Annotated in this window: 10 protein-coding genes; 7 read left to right on the top strand and 3 right to left on the bottom strand. The window is 39.8% G+C overall.

The window, feature by feature from the left end; all coding sequences use genetic code 11:
- The first annotated feature begins 91 nt into the window (after positions 1-91).
- The 4 genes from sseA (at position 92) to ABVT42_RS17315 (ending at position 3,218) form a co-directional block, all read left to right on the top strand.
- A complete protein-coding gene (gene sseA / locus ABVT42_RS17330) occupies positions 92-943 on the top strand; it encodes a 3-mercaptopyruvate sulfurtransferase (protein WP_353895865.1) in 852 nt (283 codons plus the stop codon).
- Between the two features lie 157 nt (positions 944-1,100).
- Positions 1,101-1,694, top strand: coding sequence for a carboxymuconolactone decarboxylase family protein (locus ABVT42_RS17325; protein ID WP_353895864.1), 594 nt, complete (start codon positions 1,101-1,103; stop codon positions 1,692-1,694).
- Between the two features lie 115 nt (positions 1,695-1,809).
- On the top strand, positions 1,810-2,892 hold the full coding sequence (locus tag ABVT42_RS17320) for a TRAP transporter substrate-binding protein (protein ID WP_353895863.1): 1,083 nt from the start codon (positions 1,810-1,812) through the stop codon (positions 2,890-2,892).
- Positions 2,893-2,969: 77 nt separating this feature from the next.
- Complete coding sequence (locus tag ABVT42_RS17315; protein ID WP_353895862.1) at positions 2,970-3,218, top strand: hypothetical protein; 249 nt, start codon at positions 2,970-2,972, stop codon at positions 3,216-3,218.
- Between the two features lie 64 nt (positions 3,219-3,282).
- On the opposite strand, the gene plsB is transcribed toward ABVT42_RS17315, so the two are convergent.
- The 3 genes from plsB to ABVT42_RS17300 all read right to left on the bottom strand — a co-directional run bounded on the left by plsB (position 3,283) and on the right by ABVT42_RS17300 (position 9,036).
- Positions 3,283-5,760: a glycerol-3-phosphate 1-O-acyltransferase PlsB gene (gene plsB / locus ABVT42_RS17310; protein ID WP_353895861.1), complete on the bottom strand. Its 2,478-nt coding sequence runs from the start codon at positions 5,758-5,760 to the stop codon at positions 3,283-3,285.
- Positions 5,761-6,068: 308 nt separating this feature from the next.
- Positions 6,069-7,388: a pyridoxal-dependent decarboxylase, exosortase A system-associated gene (locus ABVT42_RS17305; RefSeq protein ID WP_353895860.1), complete on the bottom strand. Its 1,320-nt coding sequence runs from the start codon at positions 7,386-7,388 to the stop codon at positions 6,069-6,071.
- 1 nt (position 7,389) lies between these two features.
- The gene (locus ABVT42_RS17300) at positions 7,390-9,036 is read right to left on the bottom strand and encodes an acyl-CoA ligase (AMP-forming), exosortase A system-associated (RefSeq protein ID WP_353895859.1); all 1,647 of its coding nucleotides are present in this window, start codon (positions 9,034-9,036) and stop codon (positions 7,390-7,392) included.
- A 216-nt stretch (positions 9,037-9,252) separates the two neighbouring features.
- Here ABVT42_RS17300 and ABVT42_RS17295 point away from each other — a divergent pair, with 216 nt between their 5' ends.
- The 3 genes from ABVT42_RS17295 to ABVT42_RS17285 all read left to right on the top strand — a co-directional run bounded on the left by ABVT42_RS17295 (position 9,253) and on the right by ABVT42_RS17285 (position 13,717).
- The gene (locus tag ABVT42_RS17295; protein WP_353895858.1) at positions 9,253-9,918 is read left to right on the top strand and encodes a Dph6-related ATP pyrophosphatase; all 666 of its coding nucleotides are present in this window, start codon (positions 9,253-9,255) and stop codon (positions 9,916-9,918) included.
- Between the two features lie 311 nt (positions 9,919-10,229).
- Positions 10,230-10,733 carry a thiol peroxidase gene (gene tpx, locus ABVT42_RS17290; RefSeq protein ID WP_353895857.1) on the top strand — a complete coding sequence of 168 codons (504 nt, stop codon included), beginning with the start codon at positions 10,230-10,232 and terminating at the stop codon, positions 10,731-10,733.
- A 338-nt stretch (positions 10,734-11,071) separates the two neighbouring features.
- Positions 11,072-13,717: a CHASE domain-containing protein gene (locus ABVT42_RS17285; protein ID WP_353895856.1), complete on the top strand. Its 2,646-nt coding sequence runs from the start codon at positions 11,072-11,074 to the stop codon at positions 13,715-13,717.
- Positions 13,718-13,773 lie beyond the last annotated feature (56 nt).

The following is a 13,773-nucleotide window of genomic DNA, read 5'->3' as shown; positions in this document are numbered from 1 at the left end:
TGTCAGTTAGAACAGTAGTCAACATTTCTATTTGAACAATATTTTATTAAATAATTGTAAATAAATTCACCACGAAACAGGAAAAATGAAAATGGGTAAATTATCCTCAAACTTCGTATCGGTTGACTGGTTGAGTCAGCAAATCAGTGAGAAACAAACTCAGAACTTGGTGATATTAGATGCAACTTTAAAGAAACTGCCAAATGGTAAGCCTGTCGAGCAATCCAACGTTTATCTGCCTGGTGCGCAAGAATTTAATTTTGATACGCGTATTTGTGATTTAAATACCGATTTACCACATATGCTGCCCTCGCCTGAATTATTTGAAACGGCAGCCCGTGAATTAGGGATTAACGGTGACACTTTAGTTGTTGTCTACGATGCAATGGGGATTTTTTCCTCTCCCAGAGCCTGGTGGATGTTTAAAATTATGGGACATGAAAATGTTGTTGTACTCGATGGTGGATTACCCGCTTGGCAAGCCAAAGATCTACCAACACAGTCCCAGTTTTCCCCGCCACAGTCGAATGGAAATTTTAGCGCTCATTTTCGCCCTGAAATGGTATTTAATGCAGAACAGGTTTTACAGGCGATTGATAACGCTACGATTCAAATTGTTGATGCTCGCTCGATGGGCCGATTTAAAGGAGAGGAGCCAGAACCGCGTCAAGGTCTGGTGGGAGGACATATTCCAGGCTCTAGTTGTATCCCTTTTACTGAATTACTGGCTAATGGTCTTTTTAAATCGAAAGTCGAACTCGAGCAGGCATTTAACAAAGTCCGAGGTGCAGCAACTAAACAGTGGGTCTTTAGCTGTGGCTCGGGAGTGACTGCCAGCGTTTTGGCAATTGCTGCAGCTGAGTGTGGACTGGAAAATCTTGCGGTATATGATGGGTCTTGGAGTGAGTGGGGAGCTCGCGCTGATTTACCGGTAGAAAAGTGATAGTGCCTGAGTACTTGCAATACTGACAAAATTGAAGATTAAAAATTAAACGCGATAGATAAAATAATTAACTTGATATATGTTGCATTTGCAATAAAATATTGCCCGGTTACCTATTTTACTAAACAATTTACTTTATTCAATTGGAGTCTCTCTTATGGCACATATGCAGCCGTTAGCTAAATCTGCAACACCTGAACTGGCAGAAGACTTTGCCATTTTTGAAAAAATACTGGGGTTTGTTCCTAATAGCTTGCTCACCATGCAGCGAAAACCTGAAATGGTTAAAGCTTTTGGCGTACTAACTAAAGCCGTGATGTCCCTTGAGGGTGAGGTAGACTTGGGTTTTATGCGATTGATAGCGCATTTTTGCAGTCGGGCTGCTGGCTGTCAGTATTGCGAAGCGCACTCACTGGTTGCTGCCAATATTCACGGTGTTTCTCAAGAAAAATTAGATGCTATATGGGAATACAAAACTAGTCCACTCTATTCAGAAGCTGAGCGAGTTGCGTTAGACTACGCGCTGGCTGCGGGGTCGGTGCCGAATGGCGTGACAGAAGAGTTGATGACGCAAATGCGTCAATACTGGACAGACATGCAAATTGTTGAAATTTTAGGAGCTGTTTGTTTATATGGATTTTTAAATCGCTGGAATGATTCGATGGCGACGGATTTGGAAACATCACCTGTTGAAATGGCTAAACGGGTATTGGCAAAAGGTGGTTGGGATGGCGGTAAGCATTTAAAATAATCCTGACTTTTATCTTCAGACAGCTGGTGATGTAAGTCTGAAAATGATGTTCCTGTATGTGATCCAGAATGTTATAGCGATAAAGCGTATAAAATATCTGTTTGGAGATAAAAAAATGAAAAGAAGGCAGTTTGTTGCCGTTGCGGGTAGTGCGGGTTTATTGGCGGCGTGCGGCCAAAAACAAGATTGTGATAACCGTATCGAGGGTAATACGAGTCAACCTGAAAAGGTTATCGAGTGGAATATGGTTACCACTTGGCCACCAGGCTTTCAAGGTCTTGGTACTGGAGCCGAGCATTTAGCTGAACTGATTGGCAAATTAAGTAATGGCCGATTAAAAGTTAAAGTATACGGTGCTGGTGAGTTGGTTCCTCCACTACAAGTGTTTGACGCGGTTTCATCAGGCAGTGTCGAAATGGGACACGGTGCATCGTATTATTGGAAAGGTAAATTGCCTGCTGCATCATTTTTTAGCTCAGTACCTTTTGGCTTAAATTCACAGGAAATGAATGGTTGGCTACTCAAAGGTGGTGGTTTGCAATTATGGCAGGAGCTTTATGCGCCTTTTAACCTGATCCCTATGCCAGCGGGCAATTCCGATATGCAAATGGCTGGCTGGTTTAATAAAGAAATTAACAGCATTGAAGATTTAAAAGGACTAAAAATGCGGATCCCTGGGTTGGGGGGAGAGGTGCTTAAGCGAGCTGGAGGAAATCCTGAATTAATTGCTGGCGGTGAAATTTTTTCGGCGCTTGAAATGGGACGCATTGATGCTGCTGAATTTGTTGGTCCTTATAATGATCTTGCTTTTGGTTTTTATAAAGCAGCAAAATACTATTATTACCCGGGCTGGCAAGAACCAGGCACGACGCTAGAAGCATTAATTAATCAGCAAGCTTACGCGGCACTCCCTGAAGATTTGCAACAAATTGTCAAGTCAGCCTGTTTGATTGCTAATGAAGATATTCTGGCTGAGTTTACTGAAAAAAATTCTGATGCACTAAAAACTTTGGTAGAAAAACATGGTGTGCAAGTCAAACGTTTACCGCAAGCTGTACTGGATCATTTAGAGCAAATCTCAGAAAAACTGGTTGAGGAACAAGCGCAGGCGAATGAGCTTTCACGTCGAATTTATGATTCTTATTTAAACTTTAAAAATAAATCAAAAGTCTGGAAAACGATGAAACAAGGATTTTAGCCAAATCATGAATATTGCATCGACAAACTAATAGTACGATAAAAGCTAAGCAATCATTTAACTATCAGGAGACGGTTATGCAGATTTACCTTATGCTGTTTTTCTTTTTACTGACTGTATTGGGTTATTGGCATGTTTATAAAACGGAAAAACAAGATCAATTTTTCAAAAAGAAAAGTCAGTTAATCAAGCTCTGTCGAGGCAATATTGCCAAAGCAAAACGATTGGTAAGTGAAGAGTTTCAGCGCAAACCAGGGATCAGTATGGGGGCTGCGCTTGATAATGCTATCTTATTGTTATCACTTAGCACTCAAACTAAAAACTAGTCATTGTCTTCTATCTTTGAGGCAATGGCAAAGTGAAAATCAATCGATAAAAATTGATTCGATTTTAATGATTGCTCTCCCAAAATTGATCAGCCCAATTAGCTGTTTTTTGAAGCATTTGTCTTGCATGAATATTAATATTGTTGAGTATTAAATGGTGTAACTGATTTAAATCGCCGCTGACACTAAAACTGTTGTTATCTTCTACTTGAATTAAATCATTGTCTTTTAATACGCTTACCATATTACGAAACAATGATTTATCAAATGCTTCGGGGGCATTTAAACTGTATAACCCCGCAATTCTTTGTGCTAATTGTTGGCTGCGACTTTCCAAAACCTGACGCTGAATATTGCCTTTGCCAGCATGGGTCGATAGCAAAGTCAAAATAATACCATAGCGTAGAAGCGTTGGACTGGCTATTTCAGCGAGATTCAGTAATTTAGTAAACTCAGTTTGGTTATTATTAGCCTTAATGATCTGTTCGTCTTGACGCAGTAGTAATCCGCAATCGATCATAGCTTCAATATGTTGTTCAATATGCGCTTTAAAGCCCAAATCATTCCAGTGTAAAAATAGTTCTTTTTTCAAAAAAGGATATAACAACTGCAAGTTTTCAACTAAATGCTTTTGGTGAATGGTTTGTTGATTTAAAAAATGACTGGCAATAAGTGCTGGTGTGATAAACAAGTGCAAGATATTATTGCGATAATAAGTCAATAAAATTGCCGTTTTTTCATCGGTTGAAACGATTTCACCCATGGGATTTTTAACCGGATAAATAATACCGGCTTTTTGCGCGCGATTAATTAATTGTGCAGGCGATTCTTTGGGAAGTAATGTTTGTTTGCTATAACGTGCTTTGTTACCCAAAAATAATAGCAGCTCTAACTGGTTTTCCAGCTCTTTTTTATCAATAGCAATACGCTCGGTTGATAATAATATTAATGCCACTAGGTTTACAGAACAAAGCGTTGCTGATGCATTGATTCTTTCTAAAAGCTCATTAGCAAGACAGGTTACTTCTGGCGTGAGCCAACCAGGTTTTGCATTTACTTCGCCTTTATGTTTGTGCCAATCAGGTCGTTTTTCATCGAGGTACTCATTGAGTATCACTGGCGTGGCAAAATTCAAATAAACTTTACCAAAGGATTTTTTGATGGTTTTGCGAATACTGAGTAATTGACCAAAGGATTCTTTCTGTTTTTCTCCGCCGCGTAGTTCTCGTAAATAACTTTTGCCTTCAAAGATTCGCTCATAACCAATATACACAGGAATAATAGCGACAGGTTTACGTAGTCCTCTTAAACAGGCTTGCACACTCATTGCAAGTAACCCTGTTTTAGGATGGAGCAATCGACCGGTTCGGCTGCGCCCACCTTCAGGAAAAAATTTTATAGGCGTGTTGCGATCCATTAATTGAAAAATATATTCATTAAATACTGCTGTATAAAGTTTATTTCCACCAAAACTACGGCGTAGAAAAAATGCACCGCAACGCCTTAAAATTGGACCTATTGGCCAAAAATTCAGGTTAATGCCTGCGGCAATATGCGGTGGAACCAAACCTTCATGGTAAAGTGTGTAAGATAATAATAAATAATCGATATGACTGCGATGGCAGGGAAGATAAATCACTTCATGGGTGGCGGCTAACTGCCTGACCATTTCGGCATTGTGAACTTCAACACCATCATAAATTTTATTCCAGAAATGCGTTAATAGTGACTCCGAAATACGAATCATTTTGTAAGAATAATCCGAGGCAATTTCTTTAGCATATTTTTCTGCACGCAACTTTACTTTTGTTGCGGGCGTATTTTTAGCTCTGGCTTCTCGTTCAATGGCATTCTTGACTATATCACTGTTAACAATACTTGAAATAACATGGCGGCGCTCTGTGAGCAGTGGTCCCATTGCCGCCCTTCTATATCGTTGAAAATGTACCCGCAAGGTTCGCGTTAATTTGGTAGCGGTTGATTGATTGCTGTTGGTATTGTTGGTAAGTGTTTGCAGATTAACTGGTTTGGCAATTCGTACAAATGAATTTCGACCTTGGAATAAAAATAGAAAAAACTTACGTAACACGGTCGCGCTTTCGGTATCAGTGAACAGTAATCGTAATAGCGATTTTTCTTTCCCTGGGTTTCTACCCCAGTAAATTGATACGGGAATTAATTGATGATTCACATCATGCTGATGTTGTTGCTCATGAATCAGTTTTTCTAAAAGTTGTTGATATTTTTTAACCGGTTTGCCACCTAAACCAAACATCGCTTTACTTTGCAGAAAAAATACGGTGCCATTTTCTATTTTTTCGGTATTTCGAGGCATAATTTGCGGGGTGGGCAAGTTGAGTTTTTTGGCTGCCTGCTGCAGCATTAAAAAACTGCTAGTAGAGCGACGCTGTAATACATAATAAATGGGTGACTGAGTGTCAATGGCTAACTCATCGATAGGATTGTCAGGTATGATTTTACTACTGACTAAAAACTTTAGTGGTAATGAGACAAGTTTTTGGTACAACTGATTAAGAAACATAAGTCACTCAATTGATTTATTTTGTGATTAGTTAAATCGGTATCGATCAACGGTAATCGTTTAGTAGTGAAATCATCTCAATTTATTTGAGTCATTGTTTAAGGGTTTCGCTAAATGAATATCGAATTGATTAAACATGAAAATATTTTGATTTGAAACTAAAAAACTTCAATTCCTAAGCTTTATTGTAATAATTTATTTGGTGCAAAGCTAAAAAAATATTAAACGTAATAAAGATGCTGTCAGTATCTTGTCATTATCGGTAACTAATATGACCGAACAATAGCCTTTTTGTTGCGAATTGGCCGTTAAATTAACAATTCCACTGGTTGCGGATGACTCAGAAAATCTCGAGGGCTTGCGGTAAAACCATAAGCGCCAGACTGATAAACAACAACCAAGTCACCTATTTCAACAGCTGGTAATTCATATTTATCCGCTAGCAGATCGAGTGGCGTACATAGTGGACCAACAATTTGAACAGGGTACAGTTGCTCGGCTGATACTTTTTCTTGAGAGACTGATTGATCCAACCGTGTATTATTTTGTGCTATATCACTACTCTGTTTTTTTGAAATCATTTTATTGCCAATAGCTACCGGGTAATTTTTGCGTATAACCTGTCCAAAATTGCCTGATGCCGAAAGGTGGTGATGTAGACCGCCGTTAACAATCGCAAATCTTGTGCCGCGACTTTCTTTTATGTCCACAACTTCACACACATAAATTCCCGCCTCTCCCACAATATAACGCCCGAGTTCCATCGCGACTTCAACGTTGGGATGAGCAGCTTGCAAGTTGTCAATTAACTCGGCGAGGGCTTGACCTATGGGCGCAATGTCTAATGGCATTTCACCCGGAAAATAAGGGATCCCTAAGCCGCCGCCAATATTGAGCGTGAGTAATTCAAGGTTAGTTGAACGTTGTAATCTACTGGCTAACTCAAATATTTGCCGATGAGTTTGCATGATGGCATGTTGATTCAGATTTTGTGAGCCTGAAAAAATATGCAAACCCTGATAATCAAGTCCCAGCGCTTCTATTTGCAAAAGGGCTTTAGGGACTTGTTCTGCATCGATTCCAAATTGCTGCGGGCCGCCGCCCATTTTCATACCCGATGATTTTAATTCAAAATCGGGATTCACTCTGACGGCGACTTTGGCAGAAATGCCTGTGGCATCACTGATGCGGGCAATGTTCGATAGTTCGTTGAACGACTCAACATTAATGGTAACTGAAGAGGCAATCGCCATGGTGAGTTCTTGAGATTGTTTACCTGGCCCTGCAAAACTGATTTGATGACCTGCAATGCCGCTATTGAGTGCGACTAAGAGCTCATTACCGCTGGCAACATCAATACCGTCTACCTGACTGTTTAAAAAACTGACAACCGCCGGCATTGGATTTGCCTTCATGGCGTAATGTAACTTAAGCGATTGCGGCATATATTGGCGAAGTTGCGCTATTTTATGTGAAATAACACTTCGATCATAAGCATAAAATGGTGTTTGTCCAGCGCGAAGTTTGACTCGCTCCAGTGAAACACCATTGACCATTAGCCAATTATTGTGAACCTTAAACTGATCCATTGGGGCGTGTTGGGGTTTGGCTTTTGTGGTTAAGTTCAACTTAATTTTCTCCGCTCGATTGAAAAACGTCGGCATACTCTGTCATCAGTTGCTGACGATTTATTTTACCGTTGGGGTTTCGCGGCAATTGTGTTTGCTCAAAGATAGCTTGCGGATGCATAAAGTTAGGCAGCTCTTTTTGACAGTATTTTAACAAGTCTTGTTGTACCAATTGCTGAGAACTTTCGCTAACCACCACAACGACCACCGCTTGCCCAAGACGAGGGTGGGCGATGCCAATTGCAGCGACTTCTGCAATGCCTGGAAATTGATAAATGCATTCTTCAATTTCTGAAGGGCTAATGCGATAGCCTGATGATTTGATCATATCATCACGGCGTCCGACAAAGTATAAATAGCCTTCTTCATCTTTGACTACCGTGTCACCTGACCAGACGGCTATCTCTGGAACTAACCCCAGACTGAGTGTTTGTGGCAGCGGTTTAAAGCGAATGGCAGTTTTTTCGGGGGAATCCCAATAACCCATAGCGACATGTGGACCACGATGTACCAGCTCACCTTCCTCGCCTGGTTGACATGGTTGGCCGTGTTGATTGATAACCAGAATCTCGGCATCGGGAATCGCTTTGCCAATAGAACCGGGGCGATTTTCAATTTGTGTGGGCTCAAGATAGGTGCTGCGAAATGCCTCGGTTAAACCATACATTAAAAAGGGGCTGGTTTTGGGCAGTTTTTGCATTAACTTCTTTAACGTTGTTTGCGGCATCGCGCCCCCTGAATTGGTAAAGTAGCGCAAATGTTGGTGTACAGAGTCTGGCCAGTCAAGCTCGACAAGTTGTAACCAAAGTGGCGGTACTGCTGCTAATCCCGTTATTTTGTAGCGAGCAACCGCGCGAATGACATCTCTGGGTAGGAGATATTCCATCAAGGTTACGCAGCCTCCGACCAAAAATGCAGTAGTTAACTGTGACAGTCCATAATCAAAACTAAACGGCAGAACTGCCAGTAGATTATCACTTGCAGTATTATGCAGATATTGAGAGACACTACGCGCGCCTGCTAGCAGATTTTGATGTGAAATAACAACGCCTTTCGGGTTGCCGGTACTGCCCGATGTATAAAGAATCGCAGCCATATCACGGCTGATGCGACTGGGCAGCTTGGCTTGAATGGTTGCTAATTGTGCCATGTACGCATTTAAGTTTGTTGTTGAATCTAAGTCTTCTTTTGACTCTGCTGTTTTGTTGATAGTTTGCCAGTTAAGACAGTTTGCCGGTGTTTTATCGGGGGGGCAGTCAGTTAAGATAACACTGGTGACAGTGCTCGGCAGTGTTTGAGCGTGGGTTAATTGTTGGTAGCGGCTCAGTGAAGTAATGAGAATATTCACTTGGCAGTCAGTTAACACATAGTGTACCTGTTTACTTTTTAATAAAGGGTTAACTGGAACAAATGCTCCTCCTGCTAATGAGATTGCAAAGTAACTGATGACTGATTCAAATTGTTTGGGCAAATAAACAGCAACGCGGGCATTAGGGGTTAATCCACTATTTTGCAGTTGAGCTGCCAATAAATGCGCCTGCTGGTTAACATCAAGATAAGATAATGCTTGTTCTTTATGCTGAAGCGCTACCGCCGATGGCGTTTTTAAAGCAGACTGTGTTAGTAAATGGTGGAATAATTGCGGCATAATCACGATGACATTTTTTAGCTGCCGAGGGCAGCCTGAATATTAAATAGGGTATTTTAACTGACTTAACAGCTTTCGTCAGTTTTGGATTAGTAAAATCACTGCCACATTTACATACAGTTATTGACGTTTAATGGTTAAATCAGGGGTGTTTCACTTTTTCTGCCGTTATTTTGCCAAAAAAGATGAGATTAATTTGAATAAGGTAAATTTAATTTGAATAAAGTTAAAGTCGTTGTTAGTTGGTCGTCTGGAAAAGATTCAGCACTGACATTACTGAAATTATTGAATGATGAAAATTATGAGGTTGTCGGGCTATTTACTACTTATTATACCGATTATGTGCCTTTTCAAGGAACACCGTTGCCGATTTTAATGGCACAAGCTCAAAAGATTAATTTGCCATTAATTACTCAGTCGCTACCCAAAATATTTCCTGATAATCCAACTTATCAACAACGAGTAATTGAAGCCTTGAAAAAGGCGCCTATCGCATTTGATGCAGTGGCCTTTGGCGATATGTTTTATAACGGTATTGTTGAATATCGTCAAAGTTATATTGAGCCTGCCGGATGGCAATGTGTTTTTCCATTACTGGGTATCAGCCCACAAAAACTGGCATCGGAAATAATCGAACAGCAAATAAAGGCATTTGTTTGTACGGTCGACAGCTCGCAATGCAATACCCGTTATCTTGGTCAGGAATATACTCACCAATTCGTACAATCTCTACCAGAGAATGTTGATCCTTGTGGAGAAAATGGTGAGTTTCATACGCTGGTTTATGACGCCCCATTTTTTAATGCTAAACTTGGTATTATTAAAACTCAGCAAGAAAACGATGGTCGTTTTTTCTTTCAACGCTATAGACTCGAAAGCTGAAATACAGTTGGCTAACTGGGCTATTTCTATCTTTGGGATACTTAGCAACAGGTGGGAGGCAATATCATTTATTTGCTATAGCTATTTAGAGATATTTTGCTAAAGAAAAGACGGATAACTATTAAAAGCCAAATATCTGCTATAGAATTTTGCGCATCGAATAATTGATGGGTTTTATGGGGCTTGGTGCTTTGGGGTTGCTGTCATTAACCCTATTTTAAAAGTGATTAACTAACCATCGAGTAACATGCCAATATTAACCTGTCTGAAACCAAACCCTTTCAATTCAATACTGAATAAGGAATTTATCTATGGCATCTTTAACATTTAAAAACAATCCAATTGAAACAGTTGGAAATTTTCCTGAAGTTGGTCAAAAGGCTCCTGATTTTAAATTGGTTAAGAGTGATTTGTCTGAAATATCACTTTCAGAGTTGGCAGGCAAAAAAGTCATCTTCAATATTTTTCCCAGTATCGATACGCCGGTTTGTGCAGCTCAGTTGAAAAAGTTTAACGAAGCCGTTGCTAATATTGATAATACCGTTTTATTGTTTGCTTCGCTCGACCTTCCTTTTGCATTTGCTCGCTTTTGCGGCGCTGAGGGCATTGAAAATGCAGTCACTACCTCTGATTTCAGATATCGTTCTTTAGCTGAAAGCTATGGGATTCAAATGAAAGGTGGACCACTGGATGGCTTATATGCCAGGGCTGTATTAGTATTGAATGAAAATCAAGAAGTCATTTATAGTGAGCTGGTTAATGAAGTCACTAACGAGCCTGATTATGATGCTGCATTAGCAACAGTTAGTGAGTAATTAAAGTATTGAGATAACATTTTTGCAAAGCTTTAATGGCGAGTCTGATCGCTATTAAAGCTTTGCTATTATTCTGTGGTTTTATCAGCCTATACCGTCTCCTCTTTATAGACCGCACACTTAAATCTTATTTAATTTAAATCTCAAAATGAAATTTAATCGATAGATGGTTATCGGTAATCGTTCCCTTGTGGCTTTCGATTACACTTTTTTTCTTCATTGAATTCTATCTGAAAAGACGTTTAAAACTGACTACACTTAATGTGGGCTAAAAATTTTTGTTGACTAATCTGTTGATTATTAAATCATTCTTATACATCTAAAACATTAAAATAAATATGAATAGCCATGCAGTCATCACAACTCGATTTTCAACTACTGCAATTATTCTGGTATTGAGTCTAGGCTACGCCATTATTGGTCGATTAGCGTTGCTGCTGGCTATACCGCCGGGTTATGCGACCGCTATTTTCCCTCCGGCAGGCATTGCTCTGGCAGCACTGCTTTTGTGGGGGAATCGGGTCTGGGCCGGGATTTTTCTGGGTTCGCTCACCTTGAATTTATGGATTGGACTAGAGCAGGCACCATTATCGCTGCCGAGCTTTGCAGTATCGGTGTGTGCTGCCACAGGGGCGGTGATGCAAGCACTAGTTGGTAGCTGGTTGATTCGGCGATTTGTTGGCGAAGTTTATCCATTGGCAAAAGAACAAGCTATTTTTTTAACGCTGGTTATAGGTGGGCCGATTGCTTGTTTAATCAATGCCAGTTTTGGGACCACTGGGTTATGGTTATCTGGGATTATTCCAACAGCACACTTTGCTTTTAGCTGGTTTATCTGGTGGGTTGGTGATGCCATTGGGGTATTGATCACCTTACCAATTATATTTATTTTCTTTTCGCAACCACGACAACTATGGTGGAAACGCCGATACTCGCTTGGTGTACCTATGGTTATTATGGTTACCGTCATTTTGTTTTTATTTATATTACTTAGTCGAATTGAACAAGCCCAGGCCCGTCTTGAATTTCGTGAAGTTGCGCAAGCGGCATCTGAAAAGCTAAGCGTCCAATTCAGCCGCTATCTCGAAGTGGTCGAGTCAATTGAACGATTTTTTGTAAGCTCTGTCGAGGTAACCCAAGATGAATTTCGTTCATTTGTTGCTAATAGTTTGGTAACGAAAGCGGGATTTCAAGGGTTAGGCTGGAATCCAATTGTCACTCTAGAAAATCGTGATCAATTCGTCGCTGATGTAAGAGCAAGTGGATTAGCTGATTTTAATATTATGCAACGCGATAGTGGTGGTAACTTAGTGGTGGCAGATGCTCGCGAAGCGTATGTTGTTGTGCGCTATCTTGAACCCTTTTTAGGTAATCAAAAGGCATTTGGATTCGATGTGGCTTCAAACCCAAAGCGTAAAGTGGCATTAGAAAAGGCAAGAGATACAGGAAAACCTGTCGCTACTGAAAAAATCATTTTGGTGCAGGAAAATGAAGAGCAAGCTGGGTTTTTATTATTTTATCCAGTGTATAAAGGTATTCAATTGTCGGTTGAGGATCGTCGTAAAAACATTGTTGGCTTTGCCGTAGGTGTCTTTAAAGTCAGTAATATTGTTGAACAAGTGATTTCAAGTGAGTTGCGAGAAAATTTTATTTTACGAATTTATGATCGACACACAAAGCCCGCGCAACAGTTTTATGGGCCGCCAGATGCCGAGCAAGATTCGCCACTAAAGTGGGAAAATAATATTAAAATCGGTGGTCGTGAATGGTATTTAAAATTTGAACCTTCTGCTAAATATCTAACAACCCACCAAACCTGGCGATCGTGGTCAATATTAGCCGTAGGACTTTTTATCAGTAGCGTGTTTGGCGGATTTTTATTGGCGATGACTGGGCGCTCTTATCAAACAGAAAAAATTGTTGAACGCCGAACGGCCGAATTGCGCGGTATTTTATCGACAGTTCTTGAAACAATTATTACCACTGATGAAGAGGGAAATATCGAATCAATCAATGCCGCTGGTGAAGTTTTATTTGGCTATCGCTTTGAGCATGTCATTGGTAAGTCAATTATATTAATTATTCCTGATTTCTTTTCACAAGATAGTGAAAACATACATGCCTCTCCATTGGGTCGTATTACTGAAAGTCGAAGAGACCTAACAGCAATTAGTTATTCGCAAAAAGAAATACCAATTGAGCTAGCGGTTAGCCGCCTAGTGCTGGAAGACAAAACACTTTATACCTTGGTCATTCACGATTTGACAGAAAGAACTAAAATTAATCGAATGAAAGATGAGTTTATTTCGACTGTCAGTCACGAATTACGTACTCCTTTGACATCTATTAAAGGAACCTTGGGGCTGGTCACTGGTGGTATTTTGGGTGAAGTGTCGGAGAAAATTGAAAATGTCTTAAAAATTGCTTATCAAAATAGTGAACGATTGGAATCCTTAATTAATGAATTGTTAGATATTAACAAAATTCATTCGACAGATTTATCACTTAGTTTAGAGTTAATCGACCTGAATGACTTGGTCAATAAGTCTATCTCGGCTAACCAAGGATTTGCGGATAAATATGAAGTATTATTTCAATGGCAATATTTACCTGATAATCGGATTATTGTGAAAGGTGATGAAATGCGCTTAAATCAGGTATTATCTAATCTGTTTTCAAATGCGATTAAATATTCTCCTCAAAAAGCGTCAGTTATTGTTGCACTAGAAAAAATAAACGATAAAGTCAGAGTCTCCATTACCGACCAAGGTCCAGGTATCCCATTAGAATTTCAAAGCCGAGTTTTTGATAAATTTACTCAAGCAGACTCTTCTGATACTCGGCGTGTTGGTGGAACGGGTCTTGGGTTAGCAATTACCAAAACAATTGTTGAAAAACATAATGGTAAGATTGGATTTGTTAGTAAGCCAGGAAAGGGAGCGACCTTTTATTTTGAATTAAATATTTGTAAAGACTTTGATTGATTCACCATCAATTAGAAAATAATTGTTGATAAAGACTAAAAAGTAACATGACTAAT

It is taken from the genome of Aliikangiella maris (genome assembly GCF_040719265.1).
Taxonomy (GTDB): Bacteria; Pseudomonadota; Gammaproteobacteria; order Enterobacterales; family Kangiellaceae; genus Aliikangiella; species Aliikangiella maris.
This window is presented reverse-complemented; position numbering and strand designations above follow the sequence as displayed.

Coding starts and splice junctions, on each gene's coding strand:
- sseA (WP_353895865.1), top strand. CDS start 92: ATGGGTAAATTATCCTCAAACTTCGTATCGGTTGACTGGTTGAGTCAG.
- ABVT42_RS17315 (WP_353895862.1), top strand. CDS start 2,970: ATGCAGATTTACCTTATGCTGTTTTTCTTTTTACTGACTGTATTGGGT.
- ABVT42_RS17300 (WP_353895859.1), bottom strand. CDS start 9,036: ATGCCGCAATTATTCCACCATTTACTAACACAGTCTGCTTTAAAAACG.
- tpx (WP_353895857.1), top strand. CDS start 10,230: ATGGCATCTTTAACATTTAAAAACAATCCAATTGAAACAGTTGGAAAT.
- ABVT42_RS17285 (WP_353895856.1), top strand. CDS start 11,072: ATGAATAGCCATGCAGTCATCACAACTCGATTTTCAACTACTGCAATT.
- plsB (WP_353895861.1), bottom strand. CDS start 5,760: ATGTTTCTTAATCAGTTGTACCAAAAACTTGTCTCATTACCACTAAAG.
- ABVT42_RS17320 (WP_353895863.1), top strand. CDS start 1,810: ATGAAAAGAAGGCAGTTTGTTGCCGTTGCGGGTAGTGCGGGTTTATTG.
- ABVT42_RS17325 (WP_353895864.1), top strand. CDS start 1,101: ATGGCACATATGCAGCCGTTAGCTAAATCTGCAACACCTGAACTGGCA.